The sequence below is a fragment of the Luteimonas sp. Soil_C_5 genome (assembly GCF_057656615.1).
In genome coordinates this window covers 482130-507080 of sequence record NZ_JBDGKA010000003.1, presented here as the reverse complement: position 1 = coordinate 507080, position 24951 = coordinate 482130, and the positions used below count along the sequence as shown (strand labels likewise).

General features: G+C 68.8%; 27 protein-coding genes and 1 tRNA gene. 26 read left to right on the top strand and 2 right to left on the bottom strand.

All coding sequences use genetic code 11. From position 1 onward, the window contains the following. Positions 1-141 precede the first annotated feature (141 nt). A complete protein-coding gene (locus AC3A5K_RS10720; RefSeq protein ID WP_487617506.1) occupies positions 142-2091 on the top strand; it encodes an ABC-F family ATP-binding cassette domain-containing protein in 1950 nt (649 codons plus the stop codon). A 150-nt stretch (positions 2092-2241) separates the two neighbouring features. Then, positions 2242-2934 carry a hypothetical protein gene (locus AC3A5K_RS10715; protein ID WP_487617505.1) on the top strand — a complete coding sequence of 231 codons (693 nt, stop codon included), beginning with the start codon at positions 2242-2244 and terminating at the stop codon, positions 2932-2934. Between the two features lie 73 nt (positions 2935-3007). Here the strand turns inward: AC3A5K_RS10715 and AC3A5K_RS10710 are convergent, their stop codons facing one another. Continuing rightward, positions 3008-3721 (bottom strand): SIMPL domain-containing protein, encoded by a 714-nt coding sequence (locus AC3A5K_RS10710; RefSeq protein WP_487617504.1) that lies wholly within the window; start codon positions 3719-3721, stop codon positions 3008-3010. 149 nt (positions 3722-3870) lie between these two features. Between AC3A5K_RS10710 and AC3A5K_RS10705 the strand changes: the two genes are divergently transcribed. The 3 genes from AC3A5K_RS10705 to AC3A5K_RS10695 all read left to right on the top strand — a co-directional run bounded on the left by AC3A5K_RS10705 (position 3871) and on the right by AC3A5K_RS10695 (position 6818). Continuing rightward, the gene (locus tag AC3A5K_RS10705) at positions 3871-4203 is read left to right on the top strand and encodes an FmdB family zinc ribbon protein (RefSeq protein WP_487617503.1); all 333 of its coding nucleotides are present in this window, start codon (positions 3871-3873) and stop codon (positions 4201-4203) included. Positions 4204-4367: 164 nt separating this feature from the next. Next, positions 4368-6146, top strand: a complete 1779-nt coding sequence (aspS, locus tag AC3A5K_RS10700) for an aspartate--tRNA ligase (protein WP_487617502.1) — start codon at positions 4368-4370, stop codon at positions 6144-6146. A gap of 117 nt (positions 6147-6263) precedes the next feature. Next, on the top strand, positions 6264-6818 hold the full coding sequence (locus tag AC3A5K_RS10695) for an N-acetyltransferase family protein (protein WP_487617501.1): 555 nt from the start codon (positions 6264-6266) through the stop codon (positions 6816-6818). A 298-nt stretch (positions 6819-7116) separates the two neighbouring features. Here the strand turns inward: AC3A5K_RS10695 and AC3A5K_RS10690 are convergent, their stop codons facing one another. Further along, positions 7117-7545, bottom strand: a complete 429-nt coding sequence (locus tag AC3A5K_RS10690; RefSeq protein WP_487617500.1) for an organic hydroperoxide resistance protein — start codon at positions 7543-7545, stop codon at positions 7117-7119. A gap of 116 nt (positions 7546-7661) precedes the next feature. On the opposite strand from AC3A5K_RS10690, the gene AC3A5K_RS10685 reads away from it, so the two are divergent. The 21 genes from AC3A5K_RS10685 (at position 7662) to AC3A5K_RS10585 (ending at position 24933) form a co-directional block, all read left to right on the top strand. Next, positions 7662-8462: a helix-turn-helix domain-containing protein gene (locus AC3A5K_RS10685; protein ID WP_487617499.1), complete on the top strand. Its 801-nt coding sequence runs from the start codon at positions 7662-7664 to the stop codon at positions 8460-8462. Then, entirely contained in the window at positions 8459-9115 is a 657-nt protein-coding gene (locus AC3A5K_RS10680; RefSeq protein WP_487617498.1) for an esterase/lipase family protein, read from the top strand. The genes AC3A5K_RS10685 and AC3A5K_RS10680 overlap by 4 nt, the downstream gene beginning before the upstream one ends. Before the next feature lie 36 nt (positions 9116-9151). Continuing rightward, a complete protein-coding gene (locus AC3A5K_RS10675) occupies positions 9152-9868 on the top strand; it encodes a YebC/PmpR family DNA-binding transcriptional regulator (RefSeq protein WP_487617497.1) in 717 nt (238 codons plus the stop codon). 8 nt (positions 9869-9876) lie between these two features. Then, positions 9877-10401: a crossover junction endodeoxyribonuclease RuvC gene (ruvC, locus tag AC3A5K_RS10670; RefSeq protein WP_487617496.1), complete on the top strand. Its 525-nt coding sequence runs from the start codon at positions 9877-9879 to the stop codon at positions 10399-10401. A gap of 202 nt (positions 10402-10603) precedes the next feature. After that, entirely contained in the window at positions 10604-11194 is a 591-nt protein-coding gene (ruvA, locus tag AC3A5K_RS10665) for a Holliday junction branch migration protein RuvA (protein ID WP_487617495.1), read from the top strand. A 33-nt stretch (positions 11195-11227) separates the two neighbouring features. Beyond that, complete coding sequence (locus AC3A5K_RS10660) at positions 11228-13147, top strand: potassium transporter Kup (protein WP_487617494.1); 1920 nt, start codon at positions 11228-11230, stop codon at positions 13145-13147. A gap of 138 nt (positions 13148-13285) precedes the next feature. Beyond that, positions 13286-14575, top strand: a complete 1290-nt coding sequence (locus tag AC3A5K_RS10655) for a diguanylate cyclase (RefSeq protein WP_487617493.1) — start codon at positions 13286-13288, stop codon at positions 14573-14575. A 106-nt stretch (positions 14576-14681) separates the two neighbouring features. Continuing rightward, positions 14682-15683, top strand: coding sequence for an LLM class flavin-dependent oxidoreductase (locus AC3A5K_RS10650; protein WP_487617492.1), 1002 nt, complete (start codon positions 14682-14684; stop codon positions 15681-15683). 112 nt (positions 15684-15795) lie between these two features. Next, a complete protein-coding gene (gene ruvB / locus AC3A5K_RS10645) occupies positions 15796-16830 on the top strand; it encodes a Holliday junction branch migration DNA helicase RuvB (RefSeq protein ID WP_487617491.1) in 1035 nt (344 codons plus the stop codon). Between the two features lie 57 nt (positions 16831-16887). Beyond that, positions 16888-17337: a tol-pal system-associated acyl-CoA thioesterase gene (gene ybgC, locus AC3A5K_RS10640; protein WP_487617490.1), complete on the top strand. Its 450-nt coding sequence runs from the start codon at positions 16888-16890 to the stop codon at positions 17335-17337. Between the two features lie 6 nt (positions 17338-17343). After that, positions 17344-18141, top strand: coding sequence for a protein TolQ (gene tolQ / locus AC3A5K_RS10635; protein WP_487617489.1), 798 nt, complete (start codon positions 17344-17346; stop codon positions 18139-18141). A gap of 51 nt (positions 18142-18192) precedes the next feature. Further along, positions 18193-18630: an ExbD/TolR family protein gene (locus AC3A5K_RS10630; RefSeq protein WP_487617488.1), complete on the top strand. Its 438-nt coding sequence runs from the start codon at positions 18193-18195 to the stop codon at positions 18628-18630. Beyond that, positions 18631-19599 carry a cell envelope integrity TolA family protein gene (locus tag AC3A5K_RS10625; protein ID WP_487617487.1) on the top strand — a complete coding sequence of 323 codons (969 nt, stop codon included), beginning with the start codon at positions 18631-18633 and terminating at the stop codon, positions 19597-19599. It abuts the gene before it with no gap. A gap of 62 nt (positions 19600-19661) precedes the next feature. After that, the gene (locus AC3A5K_RS10620; RefSeq protein WP_487617486.1) at positions 19662-19982 is read left to right on the top strand and encodes a hypothetical protein; all 321 of its coding nucleotides are present in this window, start codon (positions 19662-19664) and stop codon (positions 19980-19982) included. 77 nt (positions 19983-20059) lie between these two features. Then, positions 20060-21382, top strand: a complete 1323-nt coding sequence (gene tolB / locus AC3A5K_RS10615) for a Tol-Pal system beta propeller repeat protein TolB (RefSeq protein ID WP_487617485.1) — start codon at positions 20060-20062, stop codon at positions 21380-21382. Positions 21383-21452: 70 nt separating this feature from the next. Next, positions 21453-21965 carry a peptidoglycan-associated lipoprotein Pal gene (gene pal, locus AC3A5K_RS10610; protein WP_487617484.1) on the top strand — a complete coding sequence of 171 codons (513 nt, stop codon included), beginning with the start codon at positions 21453-21455 and terminating at the stop codon, positions 21963-21965. Between the two features lie 8 nt (positions 21966-21973). Beyond that, positions 21974-22786, top strand: coding sequence for a tol-pal system protein YbgF (ybgF, locus tag AC3A5K_RS10605; protein ID WP_487617483.1), 813 nt, complete (start codon positions 21974-21976; stop codon positions 22784-22786). Between the two features lie 13 nt (positions 22787-22799). After that, the gene (queE, locus tag AC3A5K_RS10600) at positions 22800-23483 is read left to right on the top strand and encodes a 7-carboxy-7-deazaguanine synthase QueE (protein WP_487617482.1); all 684 of its coding nucleotides are present in this window, start codon (positions 22800-22802) and stop codon (positions 23481-23483) included. A 129-nt stretch (positions 23484-23612) separates the two neighbouring features. Continuing rightward, entirely contained in the window at positions 23613-24287 is a 675-nt protein-coding gene (queC, locus tag AC3A5K_RS10595) for a 7-cyano-7-deazaguanine synthase QueC (RefSeq protein WP_487617481.1), read from the top strand. Between the two features lie 170 nt (positions 24288-24457). Then, on the top strand, positions 24458-24628 hold the full coding sequence (locus AC3A5K_RS10590) for a hypothetical protein (protein ID WP_487617480.1): 171 nt from the start codon (positions 24458-24460) through the stop codon (positions 24626-24628). Between the two features lie 229 nt (positions 24629-24857). Beyond that, a tRNA-Lys gene (locus AC3A5K_RS10585) sits at positions 24858-24933 on the top strand. Positions 24934-24951 lie beyond the last annotated feature (18 nt).

The following is a 24951-nucleotide window of genomic DNA, read 5'->3' as shown; positions in this document are numbered from 1 at the left end:
TTTAACACGCGCTTAACAATTCGGTCAAAGGTTTCATCTGTATCGAGCGACGCGTGGCCGGAGCGCGGTATCGGCGCGGATTTCCGGGGTCCACATCGCCGGTGCCGGCTGCCGCGGGCCGCCTCCGGTAGAATTGGCGGCATGATCTCTTTCAAGAATTTCGCCCTGCGGCGCGGCGAACGGCTGCTGCTGTCCGAAATGGACCTGACCATGCACGCCGGCTGGCGCGTGGGCGTCGTCGGCCGCAACGGCACCGGCAAGTCCTCCCTGTTCGCGGCCGTGCGCGGCGAGGTCGAGGCCGACAAGGGCGATCTCGATCTGCCCAATCGCCTGCGCCTCGCCAGCATCGCCCAGGAAATGCCGTCGCTGCCGGACCCGGCCATCGACTTCGTGCTCGGCGGCGACGCCGCGGTGGCCGCCGTCCTCAAGGCCGAGGCCGATGCGCTGGCCGCCGAGGACTGGGAGGCCGTCGCCGACGTGCACCTGCGCATGGCCGAAGTCGGTGCCTACGATGCCGGCGCGCGCGCGGGCAAGCTGCTGCACGGTCTGGGCTTTCCGGCCGAGACCCACCAGCGCGCCGTCGCGACGTTCTCCGGCGGCTGGCGCGTGCGCCTGAATCTCGCGCGCGCGCTGATGACGCCCAGCGACATGCTGCTGCTCGACGAGCCCACCAACCATCTCGATCTCGACGCGGTGCTGTGGCTGGAGCAGTGGCTGCTGAAGTATCCGGGCACGCTGCTGCTGATCTCGCACGACCGCGAGTTCCTCGACAACGTCTGCACCCACACGCTGCACCTGCACGGCGGCAAGGCCAAGCTCTACACCGGCGACTACACCTCGTTCGAGCGCCAGCGCTCCGAGCAGCTGCGCCTACAGCAGATCACCCACGAGAAGTCGCAGGCCGAGAAGGCGCATCTGCAGAAGTTCATCGACCGCTTCAAGGCCAGCGCCGCGAAAGCCAAGCAGGCGCAGTCGCGGGTCAAGCGTCTGGCCAAGATGGCCGACACCGAGGCCGTGCGCGCCGAGCGCGAGGTGCAGATCGACTTCCCGACGCCGGTCAAGCTGCCGCACGCGCTGCTGCGTATCAATCATGGCCGTTGCGGCTATGCCGCCACGGTCCGGGATTCGGGAGTCGGGAGTCGGGATTCGGAAGGGCGCGGCGACGCTGCGGGTTCGAATCCCCAATCCCCAATCCCCAATTCCGAAATCGTCATTCTCGACAACGTCGGCTTCGGTCTCGAAGCCGGCGACCGCATCGGTCTGCTCGGGCCGAACGGCGCCGGCAAGTCGACGCTGGTCAAAACGCTGGTCGGCGAACTGCCGCTGCTGGCCGGCGAGCGCTACGCGCATCCGGATCTGCGCATCGGCTACTTCGCCCAGCACACGGTGGAATCGCTGGTCGCCGGCACGTCGCCGATCGATCATCTGCGCGAGATCTCGCCGAATGCGTCGATCCAGTCATTCCGCGATTTCCTCGGCAAGTGGAGCTTCCCCGGCGATCGCGCCTTCGAAAGCATCGACGGCTTCTCCGGCGGCGAACGCGCGCGTCTGGCGCTGGCGCTGATCGCGTGGCTGCAGCCGAACGTGCTGCTGCTCGACGAACCGACCAACCATCTCGATCTCGAAATGCGCGAAGCCCTGGCCGAAGCGCTCAGCGATTTCGCCGGTGCGATCGTGCTGGTCTCGCATGACCGCCATCTGATCGGCCTGGTCGGCGACACCTTCTGGCGCGTCTCCGACGGCGTGGTCATCCCGTTCGACGGCGACCTCGACGAATACGCCGCCTGGCTGCGCGCCCGCGGCAATTCCGGCGAACTGCGCACGCCGCCGCCGACCCAGGCGGTTGCGGCTGCTGCCACGCCCGAACCCGCGAAACCGAAAGCCAAGGCCAACCCGCACAAGCTGCAGAAGGCGGAAGCGCGGGTGGCGGAGCTGGAGCAGGCGCTGTCGGAGATCGACGGCGCGCTGGCGGATCCGGACACCTACGCCGACGCGGGCAAGGCGAGCGATCTGGGCCAGCAACAGGCATCGCTGCGCGATGCGCTGGAGCAGGCCGAAGGCGAGTTGCTGAAGCTCTACGAAGCCGCCTGAGGCGTCGTTCCATGCGCGTGGTGGCAGCTATGCGGGTGGTCGCTGCATCGCCTGTTGCGTGATGAACTGACGCGTCGATCGTCGTCGCTGCAGCGTGCAACCGGCGTGCCGCGATTTGCGCCATCTGGCGTCGGCGGTTACTTTGCAGCGATGACAATCTCACGCCATTGCACAGTTCTCGCCGCCGCACTCGCGCTTGCCGCCTGCGGTGCCAACGATCCCGCCGCGCCCACGGGCCCGGCGCCGGCCAACCCCACCGCCGACGCGGCCGCTGCTGCCGCAGCTGCCGATGCCGCGCGCGAGCGCGTGCCGGCCGACGAGTTTCTCGCCGCGATCGCGCGCCATTGCGGTGAAGCCTTTGCCGGTCGCATCGTCGCCAACGAACCGGCGCCGGCCGCCGACGCCGCGCCCGATCCGTTCGAGGGCAAGGAACTGGTGATGCACGTGCGCGGTTGCAGCAACAAGGAAGAAGAGCTGCGCATTCCGTTCCATGTCGGCGACGACCATTCGCGCACCTGGATCCTGACCCGCACCGAGCACGGCCTGCGCCTCAAGCACGATCACCGCCTGCCCGACGGCAGCGACGATCCGGTGACCATGTACGGCGGCGACACCCAGAACGCCGGCACCGGTCAGCGCCAGGAATTCCCGGTCGACGCCGAGTCGATCGAGATGTTCGAGCGCGAAGGCCTGTCCGCGTCGGTCACCAACACCTGGGCGATGGAAATCGAGCCCGGCCAGCGTTTCGTCTACGAGCTGGCCCGTCCGGGCGGCCGCAAGTTCCAGGTCGAGTTCGACTTGACCAAGACCGTCGCCGCACCGCCGACCCCCTGGGGTTACTGATCCGGCCCAAGGCCCCGGACGCAGGTCCGGGGCCTTGTTGCATGGGCGACCGCAATGGTCGCCGGCGCGCGGCTCAATCGCGCAGGAAATACTCCACCGTCGTCACCACGCGCACCGTCTTGACGTGCGGGCTGCCGCGGTCGCGGTCGCCGATCGAGATCACGCCCTGGTTCGCGCTGCGGATGCCGCCGATGCGCGCGCCCGAATCCTGGGCGAACTGCTCGGCCGACACGCGCGCATTGGCCGTGGCTTCGGCGATCAGCTCGGGCTTGATGTCGTTGAGCCGGGTGAAGTCGAACTGCGGGCCGCCGTCTTCGCCGGTGTTGAGCATCACGCCCTGGGCGACGATCTCGCCGCTGCGGCGCAGGGCGGCGATCGCCTCGGTCACCTTGCCGGTGCGCAGGGTCACGGTATTGGAGTAGCGGTAGCGCTCCGGCGGCCGGCTGTCGCCATAGGAATAGGCCCAGCGGTCCTCGAGCCGCGGCGGCGAGACCACCACCTCGTCATCGCCGAAGCCGGCGCTGCCCAGGAACTGGCGGATCGTCGCGGTGTTGGTGTCGAGGCCTGCCTGGACGGCGGCCAGATCGTCGCCGCCGACGGTCTGCGACAGCGGCCAGACCACGAGGTCCGCCTCGACCACGCGCTCCGCCGAGCCCTTGACGGTCACGTAGCGGTCGGCGGTCCGCAGCTTGGCCATGCCCTGGGCGGCGAACCAGCCGGCGCCGATCAGGCCCAGCGCGATCAGCGCGGCGGCGGCGACGGTGCGGAAATTGGCGGGCTGGGACATGGCGGGATCCGTGGGGGAAGGCGGCCAGTCTAGGCCTGCAGACCTGAGGCAGAAGCGCCATGCGCGGGCCCCGGGCGACACGCCGGGCTTGCAAGTCAGGCCCGCGGCCCCAGAATGCCGGCTCCCTCGTCGTCGCCCGATCCTTCGCCATGCCGATCTACGCTTTCCAGTGCGCCGACTGCGGCCACAGTTACGACCGCCTGCAGAAGATGTCCGATCCGGATCCCGAAACCTGCCCGGCCTGCGGTGCGGCCGCGATCCGGCGCCAGGTGACCGCGCCCTCGTTCCGGCTGGCGGGCAGCGGCTGGTACGAGACCGACTTCAAGAAGGACGGCGACAAGAAGCGCAATCTGGTCGAGAGCGGCACCGGCGCCAAGCCCGCGGGCGGTGACGCCCCGGCAGCCCCCAAGGCCGACGCCGCGCCAAAGGCCGAATCCAAGCCTGCAGCGGCCCCGGCCGCGAAGCCCGCTTCGGCCGACTGAGCCCCGCGGCCGCCCGGCATTGCCGGGTGGTCTGCCCGCGCGCTGAGCGGGCGCGCCCGCGTCGCACCGCTGCGACGCGCGGCCCGTGCCGCGACCGGCGGCACGCCCTAGACTATGCGGTTCCGCCCTGACGGGCGGCCTGTATTCCCGTGTCCGGAGTTTGTATGCGTACCCATTTCTGTGGCCTCGTCGACGAGGCGCTGATCGGCCAGACGGTCACCCTGTGCGGCTGGGCCGATGTCGCCCGCGATCTCGGCGGCGTCTGCTTCATCGATCTGCGCGATCACGAGGGCATCGTCCAGGTGGTCGCCGAGGCCTCGGATGCCGACGGCAACGCCGAAGTGGTCGCCGCGGCCGAGAAGGTCGGCTACGAGGACGCGCTGCGGATCACCGGCACCGTGCGCCGCCGCCATGCCGTCAACGCCAAGATCCGCACCGGTCAGGTGGAAGTGGTCGCCGAGACGATCGAGGTGCTGAACAAGGCGGAGCCGCTGCCGTTCCACCATCACGAGAACCCGGGCGAGGAGACGCGGCTCAAGTACCGCTACCTCGACCTGCGCCATCCCGAGATGCAGCGCCGCATGCGCACGCGGACCCAGCTGGTCAGCGCCCTGCGCCACTGGCTGGATGCCCGCGGCTTCCAGGACATCGAAACGCCGATCCTCACCAAGGCGACGCCGGAAGGCGCGCGCGACTTCCTGGTGCCGGCGCGCATGCATCCGGGCGAGTTCTACGCCCTGCCGCAGTCCCCGCAGCTGTTCAAGCAGATCCTGATGATGGCCGGCTTCGACCGCTACTACCAGGTCGCGCGCTGCTTCCGTGACGAGGCGCTGCGCGCCGATCGCCAGCTGGAATTCACCCAGCTCGACATGGAGTTCGCGTGGGTGTCGGAGCGCGACGTGCAGGACACGGTCGAGGCGATGATCCGCGATGTGTTCCTCGACGTCGCCAAGGTCGAACTGGCCGCTGAGTTCCCGCGCATGACCTACGCCGAAGCGATGCGTCGCTACGGTTCGGACAAGCCGGATCTGCGCATCGCGCTGGAGCTGGTCGACGTTGCCGATCTGGTCAAGGACAGCCAGTTCGCGGTGTTCACCGGTCCGGCGAACGACGCCGGCGGCCGCGTCTGCGCGCTGCGCATTCCGGGCGGCGCGACGCTGAGCCGCAAGCAGATCGACGAGTACGCCGCGCACGCCGCGAAGTACGGTGCGAAGGGCCTGGCCTACATCAAGATTTCGGAGACAGGCGAGGTCAGCTCGCCGATCCAGAAGTTCTTCGACGAGGCCGCGTTCGCTGCGCTCGTGTCGCACGTCGGCGCCGGCAATGGCGACCTCGTGTTCTTCGGCGCCGGCAAGTATTCGACCGTCAGCGACTTCATGGGCGCGGTGCGCCTGAAGGCCGGCAAGGACTTCGGCCTGGTCGCAGACGGCTGGGCGCCGCTGTGGGTCACCGATTTCCCGATGTTCGAATGGGACGACGAGGCGCAGCGTTACGTCGCCCTGCATCACCCCTTCACCGCGCCGTCGGTCGACGACGAGGCCGACCTGCGCGCGAACGCCGCGACGGCCGTGTCGCGCGGTTACGACATGGTGCTCAACGGCAACGAGATCGGCGGCGGTTCGATCCGTATCCACCGCTCGTCGATGCAGTCGGCGGTGTTCGAACTGCTCGGCATCGGCGCGGAAGAAGCACAGGCGAAGTTCGGCTTCCTGCTGGATGCGCTGAAGTACGGCGCGCCGCCGCATGGCGGCATCGCATTCGGCATCGACCGCATCGCCGCGCTGATGGCTGGCACGGAATCCATCCGCGACGTCATCGCGTTCCCGAAGACGACCGGCGCGCAATGCCTGATGACCGACGCGCCGTCGCCGATTGCCGATGTGCAGCTGGCCGAAGTGCACATCCAGGTGCGTCCGAAGGTGGCCTCACCTGCTGCCCAGTGAGCCCGCCGCGATTCCGCTGAGCGGAATCGTGGACCCCGGTGCAGCCCTCCAGATCCCCCACGGCTTTCGCCGCGCCCCCCTTGACGCAAGGGGGGCTCCACGCCGGAGCGTTTTCATATGACCGGACAATCCGCTGACGTTGCGTCCAACGTCGCGTCGACGCTGCGCCGCGGCACCGTCGACGATGCGCAGACGCTGTCGACACTGGCTGCGCGCACCTTCACTGAAACATTTGGCCATCTGTATCCGCCCGACGATCTCGCGGCGTTTCTCGCGGATGCCTACGCGGTGGAGAAGCAGCGCACGATCCTCGCGCATCCGGACTACGCGGTCTGGCTGCTGGAGCGCGACGGCGTCGCGGTCGGGCATGCCGCCGCCGGACCGTGCGGCCTGCCGCATGCCGATGTCGCGCGCGGCGATGGCGAGATCAAGCGTCTGTATCTACTGCAGGGCCACCAGGGCGGCGGCACCGGGACGCGGATGATGGACGCGATCATGGCGTGGTTGCTGCGGGACGGCCCGCGCACGCTGTGGGTCGGCGCGTGGTCGGAGAACCTCGGCGCGCAGCGCTTCTACGCGCGGCACGGCTTCGAGCGGGTCGGCGACTACATCTTCCCGGTGGGCTCGATCAACGATCTGGAATTCATTCTGCGGCGGCCCGCGGACGCCTGAGTCGACGGCCGGGCACTGCTTCGAAGCGTTGTCGCGGAAGCCGTCATCCCCGGGCAGGCGGGAGGCGGTCGACAACAGCCCGGAGGGCTGGTCATCCATGGACGTCACGCCGGTCTCGTGATGCGATGCGCGTCCGGGTCAACAGCTGATGCAGACACTCGCACCGTTTCGTGCGAGGCATCGACGCGACACGTGTCGTGCATCCCGCCTGGGCCGAACAACGGCAGTCCCCGGATCCATCCGCGCTTGCGCAACGCCGGCAGGGCAGGGACACGGCGTGCCCCTGCCTGCGTCACCTTCAGTCGGCCAGCGACAGCGTCACGTCGATGTTGCCGCGGGTCGCGTTCGAGTACGGGCACACGATGTGCGCGGCGTCGACCAGGGTCTGCAGCTGCGCGCGATCCACGCCCGGCGCCGACACGGTGAGGTCGGCCTGGATGCCGAAGCCGGTCGGAATCTTGCCGATGCCCACCTTGCCGGTGACCGTGGTCTCGGCCGGCAACGCGACCTTGTGCTGGCCGGCGACGAACTTCAGCGCGCCGAGGAAGCAGGCCGAATAGCCGGCAGCGAACAGCTGCTCGGGATTCGTGCCCGGGCCGCCGGCGCCGCCGAGTTCGCGCGGAGTCGACAGGGTGACGTCGAGCACGTTGTCGGACGAGGTGGTGCGGCCTTCGCGGCCGCCGGTCGCGCTGGCGGTGGCGGTGTAGAGCACGGTTTCGATGGACATCGGGAATCTCCGGTGGTGCCGGCGGCGGAATACCGTTCGGCGAGGTGTCCATCTTGCCCCGCGTCTGGCGACGATTGGTGATACAAAGTCCATGAAACTTGTCCTGGAGTCCTGTCATGGTCGATCGTCTCGCCGCCTTGCTCGACCGCTTCCCGGTGGCCGCGCGCGTCGACCCGCCCGGCGACGGGGTGCCGGGCGCCGCGCTGTGGCTGGTGCGCGACGGCGGTATCGCGCTTTCGGGCGTCGGGGCCTGGACCGGCCCGGGCCTGCTGCTGCGGCCGGCAGAGGACGGAGGCGATGCGGTCGTGCCCGCGCCCGGCGCTGCGTGGACACGTGTGCGCCTGCTGTTCGAAGGCGGCGCCCACAGTCCGCTGGCGACGGCATTGCCGCCCGCCCTGTGGATCGCGCCCGATGCGCTGCCGGGATCGCAGGGCCTGCTGGCGTTGTTGTTCGAGGAGGCCTTCGATGCGCGCTGCGGGCGCACCGCCCTGATCGAACGTCTGGTCGAGGCGCTGCTGGTGCAGGTGCTGCGCCAGCAGATGGAGGCCGGCGCGCTGGTCGGTGGTCTGCTGGCCGGGATGGCGCATCCGCGGCTGCGGCGCGCACTGGTCGCGATGCACGAGGCCCCGGCGCAGGCGTGGTCGCTGGAAACGCTGGCGGACGCCGCCGGCATGTCGCGCAGCGCGTTCGCCGATGCCTTCCGCGAAGCCGTCGGGCAGACGCCGGGCCAGTACCTGCAGGCCTGGCGGATCGGTCTCGCGCAACGCGCGCTGCGCCGAGGTCGGCCGCTGAAGCTGATCGCCGACGAGGTCGGCTACGGCAGCGAAGCGGCACTGTCGCGCGCATTCAAGGCGCACAGCGGCGTCTCGCCGCGCGCGTGGCGGCAGGCACGCGCCCACGACGACATCGCGGCATGAGCGCCGGGCCGGACCGCGTACTGCTGTTGCACGGCATCTGGATGGTCGGGCTGACCATGCGCCGCTTCGCGCGCAGGCTGGCCGACGCCGGCTTCGCCCCGGAGATCATCGGTTACCCGAGCATCGCCGGCGGCCCGGACGCCGCGGTCGAGCGCCTCACCACGGCGCTCGCGGCCGGGCCGGCGCACATCGTCGGCCACAGCCTCGGCGGCCTCTCGGCCCTGCAGGCGGCGCGACGGACGCCCGCATTGCCGGTGGGCCGGATCGTCTGCCTGGGTTCGCCGGTCTGCGGCAGTGGCGCGGCGCGGGCACTGGCGCGGGTGCCGCTGTCGCATCTGTACTTCGGCCGAAGCGCGGAGATCCTGCACGCGGGCTGCGTCACCTGGCCGGCGGACGTGGAGGTGGGCATGGTGGCCGGCTGCGTGCCGCGCGGCCTGGGTGCGTTGCTGGCGCGCTTCGACGGCCCGCACGACGGCACGGTGTCGGTCGCCGAAACCCGCGGGCCGGGCCTGGCCGATCACGTGGTCGTGCAGGCCAGTCACAGCGGCCTGCTGCTGTCGGACGAGGCGGTGCGGCAGACGGTCGCGTTCCTGCGCGCGGGCCGCTTCGACCATGCCGCCGATGCGCGCGGTGCGGACCGGTCGTTCGGGTAAAATCGACGCTTTCCAGCGCCTGCAGACTGAGCACACATGGGACGAGGACCTTCGATCGAAGCCCGCAAGAACGCGACCGACGCCAAGCGCGGCAAGATCTTCACCAAGATCATCCGCGAGATCGGCGTCGCGGCGCGGGCCGGCGGCGGCGACCCGGCGAACAATCCGCGCCTGCGCGCGGCGATCGACAAGGGCATGGCGTCGAACATGTCCAAGGACGTGGTCGAGCGCGCCATCAAGAAGGCGACCGGTGAGCTGGAAGGCGTGGAATACGAGGAGATCCGCTACGAGGGCTACGCCCCGGGCGGCGTCGCCGTGATCGTCGACACGCTGACCGACAACCGCGTGCGCACCGTGGCCGAAGTCCGCCATGCGTTCGGCAAGTGCGGCGGCAACATGGGCACTGAAGGCTCGGTCGCCTTCATGTTCAAGCGTCTGGGCGTGCTGAGCTTCGAGGGCCTCGGCGAGGACGCGGTCACCGATGCGGCGATCGAAGCCGGCGCCGATGACGTGGTGGTCTACGCCGAGGACGGCGCGATCGACGTCATCACCAGCGCCGACGCGTTCGAGACGGTCAAGGCCGCGATGGCCGATGCCGGCCTGGTGCCGGGCCATGCCGAGATCACGTTCCGCGCCGACAACGACATCGCCGTGTCCGGCGAAACGGCCGAGCAGGTGCGCAAGATGCTGGACCTGCTCGAAGACCTCGACGACGTGCAGAACGTCTACGCCAACGCCGCGTTCGACGACTGATTCCGCACGTGACCCGCATCCTCGGCATCGACCCCGGTTCGCAGCGCACCGGGGTCGGCATCATCGACGTCGATGCGGGCGGCAAGGTGTCCCACGTGTTCCATGCGCCGCTGGTGCTGGTGACCGCCGGCGAGTTCCCGGCGCGCCTGCGCCGCCTGCTCGACGGCCTGACCGCGCTGATCATCGAACACCGGCCCGACGAGGTCGCGATCGAAAAGGTATTCATGGCGCGCAACCCCGACTCGGCGCTCAAGCTGGGCCAGGCCCGCGGTGCGGCGATCGGCGCGGTGGTGCTGCGCGATCTGCCGGTCAGCGAATACGCGGCCAGCGAGATCAAGCTGGCGGTGGTGGGGCGGGGCGGTGCGGACAAGGTCCAGGTCCAGCACATGGTCGGGCTGATGCTCGGCCTGAGCGGCAAGCTGCAGGCCGACGCCGCCGACGCGCTGGCCGTGGCGATCACGCATGCGCATGTCAGCGCGACCGCGAAGCGGCTCGGCGTCGACGTGAAGCAGGCCTGGGGGCGGAAGGGATGAACGTTGACCGTCATTCCCGCGCAGGCGGGAGGCGCTCGACAACAGCCCGAAGGGCTGGTCATCCATGGACGTGGCTGTCGTCCGAAAATCGTGCGCAGGCGGTAAAGCGCTTTGTAATGCCCCTGGATTCCCGCCTGCGCGGGAATGACGGACTACACGCGATGTGCCCCCGCGCCGTTCCCCACACTGGAGACCTCATCCCATGATCGGAAGACTGCGCGGCACACTGGCCCACAAGGCGCCGCCCTGGCTGGTGATCGACGTCAACGGCGTCGGTTACGAACTCGAGGCGCCGATGAGCACCTTCTACGACCTGCCCGAACTCGGCCGTGAGATCGCGCTGTTCACGCACTACGCGCAGAAGGAGGACAGCGTGTCGTTGTACGGCTTCCTGCACGAGTCCGAGCGGCGGCTGTTCCGCGACGTGCAGAAGGTCACCGGCATCGGCGCGAAGATCGCGCTGGCCGTGCTGTCGGGCGTCAGCGTCGATGCCTTCGCGCGGCTGGTGCAGACTGCGGACGTGACGGCGCTGACCAAGATTCCCGGCATCGGCAAGAAGACCGCCGAACGCATGGTGGTCGAACTGCGCGACCGTGCGGCCGATCTGGCCGGCGCCGGCGGCGCGATCCACGGCGGCGCGGTCCCCAACGATCCGCTGTCGGAGGCCACCGTGGCCCTGCAGCAACTGGGCTACAAACCGGCCGACGCACAGAAGATGGCCAAGGCCGCGTCAGGTGAAGGCGACACCGCGGAAACCATCATCCGAAAAGCGCTACAGTCCGCGCTTCGCTGACCACCCCCCACGCGGCGGCAGGGTTCCTTCGCCATGGCACACCCCAGCAGCGCGCCCCAGGCGGGCGCGCGTCCGTCGCCCTCCGGACACGGTCAGATCGGTCTGGCCGGCTTGATCGCCGGCGCGATCGGCGTCGTCTTCGGCGACATCGGCACCAGCCCCCTGTACACCCTGCGTGAGGCGTTCTCCGGCCACTACGGCCTGATCGCCGACCACGACACCGTGCTCGGCGTGCTGTCGATGATCTTCTGGTCGCTGATGCTGGTGGTGACGGTCAAGTACGTGACCATCATCCTGCGCGCCGACAACGACGGCGAAGGCGGGATCATGGCGCTGATGGCGCTGGCCCAGCGCAGCCTCGCCAAAGGGGGCCGCTCGGCCTATCTGGTCGGCATCCTGGGCGTGTTCGGCGCATCGCTGTTCTTCAGCGATGGCGTGATCACGCCGGCGATTTCGGTGCTGTCGGCGGTCGAAGGCCTGGAGGTTGTCGCGCCTTCGCTGCATTCCTGGATCATCCCGATCACGGTGCTGGTGCTGGCGGTGCTGTTCGCCACCCAGCGCTTCGGCACCGCCAAGGTGGGGCGCGTGTTCGGCCCGATCACCATGCTGTGGTTCGCCGCGCTGGCCGTGCTCGGCGTGCTCAACATCCTGCACGAACCGGAAGTGCTGCAGGCGATCAACCCGTTATGGGCGGCGCGCTTCTTCATCGACCACAGCTGGGGCGGGGTGTTCATCCTCGGCGCGGTGGTGCTGGCGGTGACCGGCGGCGAGGCGATCTACACCGACATGGGCCATTTCGGCGCCAAGCCCATCCGCTACGCCTGGTATTTCTTCGTGCTGCCGTCGCTGATGCTCAACTATCTGGGGCAGGGCGCGCTGGTGCTCGAGGACCCGGCCGCGATCCAGAACCCGTTCTACATCGGCGTGCCGCAGTGGGCGCGCTGGCCGATGATCGTGCTGGCCACCTGCGCGACCGTCATCGCCTCGCAGGCGGTGATCACCGGCGGCTTCTCGGTGGCGCGCCAGGCGATGCAGCTGGGTTACATCCCGCGCATGCGGGTGCGGCACACGTCCAGCGACACCATCGGCCAGATCTACATCCCGGCGATCAACTGGACGATGGCGGTCGTCGTCCTCGCCCTGGTGCTGACGTTCCAGACGTCCTCGGCGCTGGCCGCGGCCTACGGCATCTCGGTGTCGCTGACGATGCTGATCGACACCCTGCTGCTGATCATCGTCGCGCGCGCGCTGTGGCCCAAGGCGCGCTACTGGATCCTGGCCTGCTGCGCGGTGTTCGTGCTGATCGACATCGCGTTCGTGGTCGCCAACATGGCCAAGGTGTTCATGGGCGCCTGGTTCCCGCTGGTGCTGGGCCTGACGCTGTTCACCCTGCTGCGCACGTGGCGGCGCGGCCGCCAGCTGCTGCACGAGGAAGTCCAGCAGCACGGTATCCGCACCGAGACCTTCATCCCCGGCCTGATGCTGGCGCCGCCGGTGCGCGTGCCCGGCACCGCGGTGTTCCTGACCAGCGACCGCGGCGTGGTGCCGCATGCGCTGATGCACAACCTCAAGCACAACAAGGTGCTGCACGAGCGCAACGTGTTCCTGACGGTCGAGACGCTGACCGTGCCCTACGCCCAGCGCCGGCTGAAGATCGACCGGATCGGCGACGGATTCTTCCGGGCGGTGGTCCGCTTCGGTTTCATGGAAACACCGGACGTGCCGCTGGCGCTGATGGGCAGCGGCGACATCGAGGGCGCGTTCTGCATCGATCCCATGGACACGACCTATTTCACCAGTCGCGAGACGGTGATCGCCGCGGCGCGACCCGGCATGGCGCTGTGGCGTGAGCGGCTGTTCGCGCTTCTGCACCGCAATGCCGCGCCGGCGTCGGGCTTCTTCCGGATTCCCGGCAACCGGCTGGTGGAGCTGGGCACGCACGTCGAGATCTGACCCGCGAAGCCGCGCGCTCGCGCGGCGAGTGCACCGGTGATGCACGGCGCGCGACCGCGCCCGCACCGGGTGCGAGACTCAAGTCCGCGCGACAGCGGTCGCTAACACCCTTCGATGCCCTCGAAGGTGCAGTGCCGCATGTCCCTGCTTCTCCCGATCGACCCGAGTTCGCCCCTGCCGCAGCGCGTGTTGCTGGTGGAGAACTCGCGCGCCTATGTGCGGGCGCTGGCCGGGGCGATCGAGCAGCAGCTGGAACTGCCGGTCATCGTCGCTTCCACGCTGGCCGAGGCGCGCACGCTGCTCGACCGTCACGACGACTGGTTCCTCGCCATCACCGGTCTGGTGCTGGCCGACGGCGACCGCGACACCGTGGTCGACTGCTTCCTGGAGCGCGGGCTGTCGACCGTCGTGGTCACCGGCGTCTACGACGAGGACCTGCGCGCGCGGATGATGCGCCGCCGGGTCATCGACTTCGTGCTCAAGAGCACGCCCGGCAGCCTCGATTACATCGTCTGGCTGGTGAAGCGGCTGGAGCGCAACCGGCGCATCTCGGCGCTGGTCGTCGACGATTCGCCGTCGGCGCGGCAGCACACGGCCGGTCTGCTCGAGACCTTCGGCTATCGCGTGGTCCAGGCCGCCGACGGCGATGCGGCGCTGCACGCGCTGGAGCGCGATCCGACGATCCGCCTGGCGATGGTCGACCAGGAGATGCCCGGCATGCTGGGCGTCGAACTCACCCGGCGCATCCGCGGATTGCGGGCACGCGACCGCGTCGCGGTGATCGGCGTCTCCGGTCGCGACGATGCCGATCTGGTGGCGCGCTTCCTCAAGAGCGGTGCCAACGATTTCCTGCGCAAGCCCTATTCGCGCGAGGAATTCTTCTGCCGCGTCTCGCAGAACGTGGACCAGCTGGAGCTGATCGGCAGCCTGCAGGATCTCGCCACCCGCGATTTCCTGACCGGCCTGCCCAACCGGCGTCATTTTCTGGAACAGGCCGAACGTCTGGTGCCGCAGATGCGCGCCGCCGGCCGTCCGCTGGCGATGGCGATCCTCGACATCGATCACTTCAAGCGGATCAACGACGGCTGGGGCCACGAGGCCGGCGACCATGCGCTGCGTGCCGTGGCCGCGACGCTGTCCAGCCACGCCCGCGAGGGCGACCATGTCGCGCGTTTCGGGGGCGAGGAGTTCTGCCTGCTCACGCCGGATCTCGACGGCGCCGCGCTGGCGGACTATTTCGACCGGCTGCGCCAGCGAATCGAGGATCTGACCGTGTATTCGCCCGGTGGCGAACTGCGCATGACGGTGAGCATCGGCGTGCGCACGGCAGCCGCCAACGACGATCTGCATTGCCTGCTGGCCGAGGCCGACCGGCGGCTGTACCTGGCCAAGGCCGGCGGTCGCAACCGGGTGATCGCGACCGGCTGAGCCGGTGTGACGTGCCGTCCGCATCGGCGCGGCGCGTGACGTCCGGCGGGCGACCCGTTCAGGCATGTGGGATGGGTTTCGCGCATCGCGACCCCATCTCACGCGCATGGCCAATTCCCCCCAGCAGATTCCGTTCTCCGTCCTCGACCTCGCCCCCGTGACCGAGGGCAGCACGCCGGCCGAGTCCTTCGCCCGTTCCCTCGATCTCGCCCGACACGCCGAAGCGCTGGGCTATGCCCGCTACTGGCTGGCCGAGCACCACAACATGCCCGGTATCGCCAGTGCGGCGACGGCCGTACTGATCGGGCATATCGCCGGCGGCACCTCGACCATCCGCGTCGGTTCGGGCGGGGTGATGCTGCCCAACCACGCGCCGCTGCAGGTGGCCGAGCAGTTCGGGACGCTGGCGTCGCTGTATCCGGGGCGTATCGATCTCGGCCTGGGTCGCGCGCCCGGTACCGACCAGCCCACGACGAAGGCGCTGCGCCGCTATTACGCCGGCGCGGATGCGTTCCCGTCCGATGTGATGGAGCTGCTGCGCTACTTCGAGCCGGCCCAGCCGGGCCAGCCGGTGCAGGCCGTGCCTGGCGCGGGACTGGATGTGCCGGTGTGGATTCTCGGCTCCAGCCTGTTCGGCGCCGGCCTCGCGGCGACGCTCGGCCTGCCGTACGCATTCGCCTCGCACTTCGCGCCGGCGGCAATGTCGGAAGCGCTGGCGCTGTACCACCGTGATTTCCGTCCGTCGAAGCACCTGCGTCAGCCGCATGCGATGCTCGCCCTCAACGTGGCCGCGGCCGATACGCGCGCCGAGGCGCAGCGCCTGTTCACCACCCAGCAGCAGAGCTTCGTGCGCCTGCGGCGCGGTGCGCCGGGCCTGATTCCGCCGCCGGTGGACGACATCGAGGCGTTCTGGACGCCGGCCGAGAAGGCGATGGTCGAACAGTCCCTGGCGTGCTCGGTGGTGGGTGACGCGACGGATGTCCGCGACGGCATCGCCGAGTTCGTCGCGCGCCATCGCCCGGACGAGCTGATGCTGACCGCCAACATCTTCGACCACGACGCGCGCAAGCACAGCTTCACGCTGGCCGCGGAGGCGATGCGCGGCTGAGGCCGGTGGGTCGTAGGAGCGCCCCTGGGCGCGATGCCGTTCAACGCACAGGCATCGCGTCCACGGCGCTTCCACAGATCATCGCCAGCCCGCGGCATGCGATCATGCGCGCATGACCGCAGACCGCATCATCGCCGCCGACGCCACCCGCGAAGACGACGCCATCGAGGCGAGCATCCGGCCGCAGCGGCTGGACGATTACCTCGGCCAGCAGCCGGTCCGCGAGCAGATGTCGATCTTCATCGAGGCCGCCAAGCAGCGGCGCGAGGCGCTCGATCACGTGCTGATCTTCGGGCCGCCGGGCCTGGGCAAGACCACGCTGAGCCACGTGATCGCCAACGAACTCGGCGTCGCGCTGCGCGTGACCTCGGGGCCGGTGATCGAGAAGGCCGGTGATCTCGCCGCGCTGCTGACGAACCTGCAGCCGCACGATGTGCTCTTCATCGACGAGATCCACCGTCTGTCGCCGGTGGTCGAGGAAGTGCTGTATCCGGCGATGGAGGATTTCCAGCTCGACATCATGATCGGCGAGGGCCCCGCGGCACGTTCGATCAAGATCGACCTTCCGCCCTTCACCCTGATCGGCGCGACCACGCGCGCGGGTCTGCTGACCGCGCCGCTGCGCGACCGATTCGGCATCGTGCAGCGGCTGGAGTTCTACAGCGCCGAAGAGCTGACCCGGATCGTGCGCCGCTCGGCAAAGATCCTCGGCCTGTCCTGCGAGCCCGATGGCGCCTCCGAGATCGCGAAGCGCGCCCGCGGCACGCCACGTATCGCCAATCGCCTGCTGCGCCGCGTGCGCGATTACGCCCAGGTGCGCGCCGGTGGCCGCATCGACCGCGACGTGGCCAACGCCGCGATGCAGATGCTCAAGGTCGATCCGGAAGGCTTCGACGAACTCGATCGCCGCCTGCTGCATCTGATCATCGAGAACTTCGACGGCGGCCCGGTCGGCGTCGAGTCGATGGCGGCGGCGCTCAGCGAAGAGCGCGGCACGCTGGAAGACGTCATCGAGCCCTATCTGATCCAGCAGGGCTATCTTGTGCGCACCGCGCGTGGCCGCATGGCGACCACGAAGGCCTGGCGCCACCTCGGTCTGGAGCCGCGGCGAACGCCGGATGCCGCCGTGCCCGGCGATCTGTTCTGATCTCGAGTCGCCGCGACCGGTCCGGCCGGTCCCCTGTCCTGCACACTGGAGTCCCCGTTGAGCGACCTGAAGTCCCGTCAGTCCGAAGCACCCGGGCTATTCAGTTGGCCGACACGCGTGTATTGGGAAGATACCGACGCCGGTGGCGTCGTCTACCACGCGCAGTACGTGGCGTTCATGGAGCGCGCGCGGAGCGAGTGGTTACGTGCCCACGGCCACGGCCAGGCTTCCTTGCGCGACCTCCATGGCACGGTGTTCGCGGTCCGTGCGATGCAGATCGATTTCCGTTCGCCCGCCCGGCTGGACGACGCGCTGGAAGTCAGCGTGGCGTTGCGCGATTGCCGGCGTGCGAGTGCGGTGTTCGTGCAGGAGGTCCGCCGTGAGGGCGTGCTGCTGGTCGACGCCGAAGTACGTGTTGCGGCATTGTCGGCGTCCGATTTCCGGCCGCAGGCGATTCCCGACGCGCTGTATGCCCAACTCAAGTCACTCGAAACATCAGTGGAGTAGTCCTGGATGAGCCCAATGCCCGTGCTGTTGCAGTCCGCCGCCCAGGTGCAGGCCCTGCCTGAAGACGCCGCTGTCGGCGCTACCGATCTCGCCGCGTCCGGCGCGGCTGCGGCGGCCTCTGCGCCGCTGCCGACCGATCTGAGCATCATGGAGCTGATCCTGCATGCCTCGATCCCGGTGCAGCTGGTGATGCTGCTGCTGCTGTTCGCGTCGATCTCGTCGTGGGTGATCATCTTCCGCAAGAAGCGCGTGCTCGATCGCGCCGAGAAGGAAGCCGACCGGTTCGAAGAGCGCTTCTGGTCCGGCGCCGAGATCAGCAAGCTCTACGGCTCCGCCACCGAGCGCGGTCGCGAGGTCGAAGGCCTGGAAGCGATCTTCGAGGCCGGCTACCGCGAGTATTCGCGCCAGCGCCAGCGCCGCGGCGTCGATGCGCGCACGCATCTCGAAGGTGCGCAGCGCGGCATGCGCGTGGCCGGTGCCCGTGAACTCGACGGCCTGGAGCGCAATCTCGAATACCTCGCCAACGTCGGTTCGATCGCACCTTACGTCGGTCTGCTCGGCACCGTGTGGGGCATCATGATCTCGTTCCACGGCTTGGCCAGCGTCAAGGAGGCGACCATCGCCACCGTCGCGCCCGGCATCTCCGAAGCGTTGATCGCGACCGCGATGGGTCTGTTCGCCGCGATTCCCGCGGTGTGGGCCTACAACCGCTTCGCGACCAAGGTCGAGCGTGTCGCCTCGCGCTTCGAGGCGTTTTCCGACGAGTTCTCCTCGATCCTCGAGCGGCAGACCAACGCCGACTGACCCTGCGCGCCCGTCACGGGCGCCGCACCGTCCCCCTCACCGGATCCCGCCATGTCCTCGATGTCCCTACGCCGCGGCAAGCGGCGCAAGCTGAAGAACGAGATCAACGTCGTGCCGTACATCGACGTGATGCTGGTGCTGCTGATCATCTTCATGGTCACCACGCCGCTGATGAATCTCGGTACCGACATCAACCTCCCCGATTCACGGGCGATGTCGCTGGGCTCGCCGCAGGACCCTGTGGTGGTCAGCGTCTATCCCGACGGCGCACTGGCGCTGATGGTCGAACAGCAGAACACCTCGGTCACGCGCGAGGATCTGGTGGCCCGGCTGCGCGGTATCCACACGCAGAACCCGGACGCGACGATCCTCGTCAGCGGCGACGGCGCGGCCAGCTACCAGCGGATCATGAATGCCATCGACCTCATCAACGAGGCTGGCATCACCAAGGTCAGCCTGATCAGCCGCCCCGCGGAGGGCGCGAACTGAATGCGTGAGTCGCGCGCCGACAACACGATCGCGATCGGGCTGTCGATCCTGGTCCATGTGCTGCTGTTCGGACTGATCTTCCTCGGCGCCCTGTGGAGCGCATCGTCGCGTCCGGAATCGGCGATGGGTTCACCGGTCTCGGCCGACATCATCGATCCCAACGCGCTGAGTGCCGCCGACCGGCGCGCGCTGGCCAGCCGGCCCGAACCGCTGCCCGATCCCGTGCCGGAACCGGTCCCGGAGCCCGTGCCCGAGCCGCTACCCGAACCGGTCGAGGAGCCGGTCGCCGCGCCGCCGCAGCCCTTGCCCGAACCGCGTCCCGAAGACGCCGTCGAGCAGCGCCAGCCCGAACTGCAGGAAATCGTGCCCAAGCCCGATACCGTCTCGCAGGACGCCGTGCGCCGCGACGCGATCGCCGCCGAGGCGCGCGAGAAGGAACAGGAAGAGAAACGTCGCCAGGCCCAGGTCGAACTGGCCGAACGCGAGAAGCAGGCCGAGGCCGAAGAGAAGCGGCGGCTCGCGCGCCAGGAGCTCGAGCAGATCCGCGCCGAGCGCGAGCGCAACGAGCGGCAGGCCCGGCAGGCCGAGGAGCGTCTGAAGCAGATCGCCGACCGGGAAGCCCGACAGGCATCCGAACGTGCTGCGGCCTCGGCCGCCAGCCCGCCGCCGGGTCGCCCGGATGGCGACAGTGGCCTCGCAGCGAAGTACGCCGCGGCGTTGCAGGAGGCGATCCGCCGCAACTGGACCCGTCCGGACAACGTGCCGCTGGGCCAGCGCTGCCGCATCTACATCACGCAGTTGCCCGGCGGCGAAGTGATCAACGTCGAGTTCGATGCCTCGTGCCCGTACGACGCCCAGGGCCGACGCTCGGTCGAGGCGGCGGTGCGGCGCGCGGAGCCACTGCCGTTCGCCGGCTTCGAGCCGGTGTTCAACCGCCGGCTCAACCTCAACTTCACGGCCCAGGATTGATGCGGCTGCCGGCCGCGAGGCAGGCGGCAGCTGTCTGGCTCTGTGGCGTGTGCCTGGTTGGCTTGGCACTGGCTGGCGTCAAGCCGGCGCAGGCCGACGACGATCTGCAAGCGCGCTATGGCGCCGCCCTGCGCGATGCGATCCACGCCGCGTGGTTGCTGCCCGATGGAATCGCGCCGGGCGCGCGCTGCCGGCTGTCGATCCAGCAGCTGCCGGGCGGCGACGTGGTCGCGGTGGATGCATTGCAGGACTGCGCCTTCGACGCAGTCGCCCGTCAGTCGCTGGTGCGCGCCGTATACCGGGCCGCGCCACTGCCCTATGCCGGCTACGAATCCGTTTTCTCCCGAAGCCTCACCATCTCGTTCACCGTCGAAGGGCGATGATTGCGCTGGTATTCATCCTGTCGCCCGGTCCAGCGGCCAAGCTGCCCGGGTTCACTTCCATCAAAACCGGTAACCCGATGAAACCCATTCTGATCCGTTGCCTGTTGGCCCTGATCGCCTTGAGCCTGCCGATGCTCGCCAGCGCGCAGCAGCAGGGCCTCGAAATCGACATCACCGGTGGCAGCGCGCAGGCGATGCCGATCGCCGTCGTCCCGATGCCCTACCAGGGCAGCGCGGGTGCGCCGGATACCGACGTGGCCGCGGTGATCCGCGCCGACCTCGACCGGTCCGGCCAGTTCCGTGCGCTGCCCGAGCGGGACATCGTCGAGCGTCCGACGCGGGGCAGCGAGGTCCAGTACCCGACGTGGCGTGCGCTGCGTCAGGACTTCCTGGTCGTCGGCCGCGTGGTCGACGCCGGCGGCGGCAGCTACCGGGTCGAGTACGAACTGTTCGACGTCGCCAAGCAGGAGCGCATCCTCGGGCTGGCGATGACCGCTCGTCCCAACGCCATGCGCGACGTCGCCCACCAGATGGCCGACGCGATCTACGAGAAGATTACGGGTGTGCGTGGCGCCTTCTGGACCCGCATCGCCTACGTCACCCAGACGGGCGTGGGCCCGAGCGCGCGTTACGCGCTGGTCGTCGCCGATTCGGACGGCCACAACCCGCAGACCGTCGTACGCTCGGCCGAGCCGCTGCTGTCGCCGGCCTGGAGCCCGGACGGTCGTCGCATCGCCTACGTCAGCTTCGAGCGCGGCAACTCGGCGATCTACATCCAGGACATCACCAGTGGTGGCCGTGAGCTGGTGTCCAGCTTCCGCGGCATCAACGGTGCGCCCGCGTTCTCGCCGGACGGCCGCCGCCTGGCCCTCTCGCTGTCGCGCAGCGGCAATCCCGAGATCTACATCATGGATCTCGGCAGCAAGGCCCTGACCCAGCTCACCGACCATTTCGCCATCGATACCTCGCCGGTGTGGGCGGCAGATGGCGGCAGCGTGTATTTCATCTCGGACCGCGGTGGTCGCCCGCAGGTCTACCAGGTGGGCGCTGGTGGCGGCAGCGCGACACGCGTGACCTTCGAAGGCAGCTACAACGCCGATCCGACGGTGTCTGCGGACGGTAAGAAAATCGCCGTGGCGCAGGGGTCGGGCAACGTGTACCGTATTGCATTGCTGGATCGCAGTTTGGGGTCGCCCCGCTGGTCCACGCTGTCGCCCGGGTCGCTCGACGAATCGCCGAGTTTCGCCCCGAACGCCGGCATGGTCCTGTACGCGGCGCGTGAGGGGAGGAGGGGTGTGCTGTACGCGGTGTCTTCGGATGGCCGTGTGCGTCAGCGTCTTATTCTCGCCGAAGGTGACGTCCGCGAGCCGGCATGGGGTCCGTTCCGCGAACAGCGCTGACGCGCCCTGCACGTTCCTATAACAATACTCATTGCCCCCTGTTGACAGACAAAGACCAAGGACCGACGAGATGAAGACGACTACCCGTGTGATGCTGGCAGTGCTGCTCTGCACCGCAGCCGTCGCGTGTTCCAAGAAGGTGAAGGAAGAAGCGCCGGTCGACACCGGCCCGTCCACCGGCACCGTGGCCCCGACCGCTCCGACCGCTGGCGCCTACGGCCCGGCCGATCTGGACAGCGATGCATGCCTGCGCCAGCGCGTCGTCTACTTCGACCTGGACCAGGACAACCTGCGTCCGGAGTTCCAGGCGATCATGGCCTGCCACGCCAAGTACCTGCGTGACCGCAGCTCGGCCCGCATCTCGCTGGAAGGCCACGCCGACGAGCGCGGCAGCCGCGAGTACAACCAGGGTCTCGGCGAGCGCCGTGGCAATGGCGTGTCCTCGGCCCTGCAGGCCAACGGTGGTTCGGCCGGCCAGCTGGCGGTCGTGAGCTACGGTGAAGAGCGTGCGGTCTGCACCGAGTCGAACGAAGATTGCTGGGCGCGTAATCGTCGCGTCGAGATCATCTACACCGCTCGCTGATGCAGTCGATGCGTCATTGGCTGGTACTTCCAGTTGCGTTCGCGGCAGCCCTCGTGGCTGCCGCGCCCGCGTCCGCGCAGCGCGCAAGCCTCGCGGATCGCGTGGCGTCGCTCGAAGCGCGTTCGAGCGATACCAGCGCCAACGTGGGCATGCTCAACCAGCTCAACCAGCTTCGTCAGGAAGTGACCGCCCTGCGCTCGCAGGTCGAAGAGCTGCAGCAGCAGAACGAACAGCTCAAGTCCAGCAACCGCAGCCAGTACCTCGACATCGACGGTCGTCTCAATCGACTCGAAGGTGGTGCAGGTGGTGGGAGCGGCGGCATGGAACTTCCGGAAATCGGTCGCGGGGCGGTCGAGTCCGCGCCGTCACCGGCGCCGGCGGCGGAACGTCCGCCGACTGTCCACGGCACACCCGGCCTGATCGCCGGTGTCGCCGATGAGCGCGGCGCGTACGACCAGGCATTCGAAGCGCTGCGCAACGGCAACTACGCCGAATCCGCCCGGCGTTTCCAGGGATTCCTGGACCAGTATCCGCAGGGCAGCTACGCGCCGAACGCGCTGTACTGGCTCGGCGAAAGCTATTACGTCACCCAGAATTATCCGCTCGCGGAAGAACAGTTCCGTGCGCTGCTCCAGCGGTATCCGACCAGCGACAAGGCGGCCGGTGCGCTGCTGAAGGTCGGTCTGTCCCAGTACGGGCAGAAGGATCTCGACGCCGCCGAGACGACGCTTGCAGAGGTCGGCGCCCAGTATCCCGGCACCGATGCCGCCCGCACCGCCGCCGACCGGCTGCGTGCGATCCAGCTCTCGCGGCTGCGCTGACGCCGCGCCTGCCATGACCGCCGTCGTGTCCGATGCGGTCGCCGCATCTGCCGCGACCGACCGTCTCAAGCTCACCGAAATCTTCCTCTCGCTGCAGGGCGAGGCGCGCGACGCCGGCTGGCCGACGGTCTTCGTCCGTCTGACCGGTTGCCCGCTGCGCTGCGCCTACTGCGACACCGCGTACGCGTTCCACGGCGGCGCGTGGTGGACGTTCGACACCATCCTCGAAGAAGTCGCGCGGCACGGCGTCCGCCATGTCTGCGTCACCGGCGGCGAACCGCTGGCGCAGAAGCGTTGCATCGGCCTGCTGAAACGGCTGTGCGATGCGGGCTACCAGGTCTCACTGGAAACCTCGGGTGCGCTCGACATCGCTGCGGTCGATCCGCGCGTGAGCCGCGTGCTCGACATCAAGACGCCCGCTTCGAACGAGGCCCACCGCAACCTGTGGGACAACCTCGCGCTGCTGACCGCGCACGACCAGATCAAGCTGGTGATCTGCTCGCGTGCCGATTACGAATGGGCCCGCGACCTGGTGCAGACGCGCGGCCTGCATCACATCTGCGACGTGCTGTTCTCGCCGAGCAAGGGCGAGATCAGTGCCCGCGATCTTGCCGACTGGATCGTCGCCGACCGCCTGCCGGTCAGATTCCAGATGCAGCTGCATAAGCTGCTGTGGAACGACGAACCCGGCAGGTGACGCGGGTGGCGGGGTGACAACGGAGTCCACCGCATCTTCGCGCCGCCCCCGATGCGCTAGCCTTTTGCCGAGTCCCGGCTCCCACGGACGCCTGTCCGGTCACCCCGAATTCCGAAGCCCGATCGCCCCATGAAGAAAGCCGTCGTCCTGTTGTCCGGAGGCATGGATTCCGCCGCCGTCGTCGCCATCGCACGTGAGCAGGGCTTCGCGGTCCATGCCCTGAGCGTGCGCTACGGCCAGCGGCACACGTCCGAACTCGACGCGGCAGTCCGCGTCGCGGCTGCACTCGGCGTGGCGGCGCACAAGACCGTCGATGTCGACCTGCGCGCCTTCGGCGGCTCGGCACTGACCGACGACATCGACGTGCCCGCGGCCGGCGCGGCCGGCATTCCGGTGACCTACGTACCGGCGCGCAACACCATCATGCTGTCGCTCGCGCTGGGTTGGGCCGAGGTCATCGGCGCGGCCGACATCTTCTGCGGCGTCAATGCCGTCGACTACTCCGGCTATCCCGACTGCCGCCCCGAATTCATCGACGCCTTCGAACGGCTGGCGAACCTGGCGACCAAGGCCGGCGTCGAGGGCGCGGGCATCCGCGTCCACGCGCCGCTGCAGCACATGGGCAAGGCCGACATCGTCAATGCGGGCCTGCGACTGGGTGTCGACTTCGGCCTGACCGTGTCCTGCTACCGCGCCGATGCCGACGGCCGCGCCTGCGGGCAGTGCGACGCCTGCCGCCTGCGCGCCGACGGCTTCACCAGTGCCGGCGTGGCCGATCCCACACGCTACGTCGCGGGCGTCTGAGCGCGGCGCGTTACACGCTTCGCGGATCCACGGCCGCATCGCGCGGCACACGCACCTGGCGGGGCCGCGGTGCTGCACATCCAGGCGCCTCGACGTCGTGCTCGGGAAGCGACGAACCCGTCACGGTGGGCGACGGTAGGGTAGGGGTCTTCCCCATCCGCGGAGTCCCCATGGCCCTGAACGACGACCAGCTGCGCATCCTGCGCGCCATCGACACCACCACGCCGATCTCGGATGCCGACACCGACTGGGCCGTGCATGCAGGCTTTGCTGCGCTGGCCGAGGACGGCGACATCGATCTCACCCAGTCCGGGCGAGATCTGCTCGGCAGCGCGGACTGACCCCAACTGGGTTTGCGCGATTGCGCCCGACTGCGCCGAGAGAATTCGCTCGTCCAACGGATGCGCGGACTTGCGCAGGCGGCGGATCACCCACGCGCTGCAAAGCCGGTACAATGCGAACCCCTCGCGGTCCGGAACCCGGATGCGCGGGTCGCGGTCAAGGCCGCGAGCGGTCCGGTATTCGTCGAGCGTTTGCTCGCCACCCGGTCCGCATACCGTCCAGTTCGACGGGTCGTTAGCTCAGTCGGTAGAGCATCGGACTTTTAATCCGCTGGTCGATGGTTCGAATCCATCACGACCCACCATCTTCTCGGAGTTCGCGC

Bases quoted from the DNA above. Each gene is read 5' to 3' on its own strand.
- AC3A5K_RS10590 (WP_487617480.1), top strand. From the start codon at position 24,458: ATGGCCCTGAACGACGACCAGCTGCGCATCCTGCGCGCCATCGACACC.
- ruvA (WP_487617495.1), top strand. From the start codon at position 10,604: ATGATCGGAAGACTGCGCGGCACACTGGCCCACAAGGCGCCGCCCTGG.
- AC3A5K_RS10625 (WP_487617487.1), top strand. From the start codon at position 18,631: ATGCGTGAGTCGCGCGCCGACAACACGATCGCGATCGGGCTGTCGATC.
- pal (WP_487617484.1), top strand. From the start codon at position 21,453: ATGAAGACGACTACCCGTGTGATGCTGGCAGTGCTGCTCTGCACCGCA.
- queE (WP_487617482.1), top strand. From the start codon at position 22,800: ATGACCGCCGTCGTGTCCGATGCGGTCGCCGCATCTGCCGCGACCGAC.
- AC3A5K_RS10685 (WP_487617499.1), top strand. From the start codon at position 7,662: ATGGTCGATCGTCTCGCCGCCTTGCTCGACCGCTTCCCGGTGGCCGCG.
- AC3A5K_RS10660 (WP_487617494.1), top strand. From the start codon at position 11,228: ATGGCACACCCCAGCAGCGCGCCCCAGGCGGGCGCGCGTCCGTCGCCC.
- AC3A5K_RS10630 (WP_487617488.1), top strand. From the start codon at position 18,193: ATGTCCTCGATGTCCCTACGCCGCGGCAAGCGGCGCAAGCTGAAGAAC.
- AC3A5K_RS10690 (WP_487617500.1), bottom strand. From the start codon at position 7,545: ATGTCCATCGAAACCGTGCTCTACACCGCCACCGCCAGCGCGACCGGC.
- ruvB (WP_487617491.1), top strand. From the start codon at position 15,796: ATGACCGCAGACCGCATCATCGCCGCCGACGCCACCCGCGAAGACGAC.
- AC3A5K_RS10715 (WP_487617505.1), top strand. From the start codon at position 2,242: ATGACAATCTCACGCCATTGCACAGTTCTCGCCGCCGCACTCGCGCTT.
- AC3A5K_RS10680 (WP_487617498.1), top strand. From the start codon at position 8,459: ATGAGCGCCGGGCCGGACCGCGTACTGCTGTTGCACGGCATCTGGATG.
- aspS (WP_487617502.1), top strand. From the start codon at position 4,368: ATGCGTACCCATTTCTGTGGCCTCGTCGACGAGGCGCTGATCGGCCAG.
- tolQ (WP_487617489.1), top strand. From the start codon at position 17,344: ATGAGCCCAATGCCCGTGCTGTTGCAGTCCGCCGCCCAGGTGCAGGCC.
- tolB (WP_487617485.1), top strand. From the start codon at position 20,060: ATGAAACCCATTCTGATCCGTTGCCTGTTGGCCCTGATCGCCTTGAGC.
- AC3A5K_RS10710 (WP_487617504.1), bottom strand. From the start codon at position 3,721: ATGTCCCAGCCCGCCAATTTCCGCACCGTCGCCGCCGCCGCGCTGATC.
- ybgF (WP_487617483.1), top strand. From the start codon at position 21,974: ATGCGTCATTGGCTGGTACTTCCAGTTGCGTTCGCGGCAGCCCTCGTG.
- AC3A5K_RS10650 (WP_487617492.1), top strand. From the start codon at position 14,682: ATGGCCAATTCCCCCCAGCAGATTCCGTTCTCCGTCCTCGACCTCGCC.
- AC3A5K_RS10695 (WP_487617501.1), top strand. From the start codon at position 6,264: ATGACCGGACAATCCGCTGACGTTGCGTCCAACGTCGCGTCGACGCTG.
- AC3A5K_RS10720 (WP_487617506.1), top strand. From the start codon at position 142: ATGATCTCTTTCAAGAATTTCGCCCTGCGGCGCGGCGAACGGCTGCTG.
- queC (WP_487617481.1), top strand. From the start codon at position 23,613: ATGAAGAAAGCCGTCGTCCTGTTGTCCGGAGGCATGGATTCCGCCGCC.
- AC3A5K_RS10705 (WP_487617503.1), top strand. From the start codon at position 3,871: ATGCCGATCTACGCTTTCCAGTGCGCCGACTGCGGCCACAGTTACGAC.
- AC3A5K_RS10655 (WP_487617493.1), top strand. From the start codon at position 13,286: ATGTCCCTGCTTCTCCCGATCGACCCGAGTTCGCCCCTGCCGCAGCGC.
- AC3A5K_RS10675 (WP_487617497.1), top strand. From the start codon at position 9,152: ATGGGACGAGGACCTTCGATCGAAGCCCGCAAGAACGCGACCGACGCC.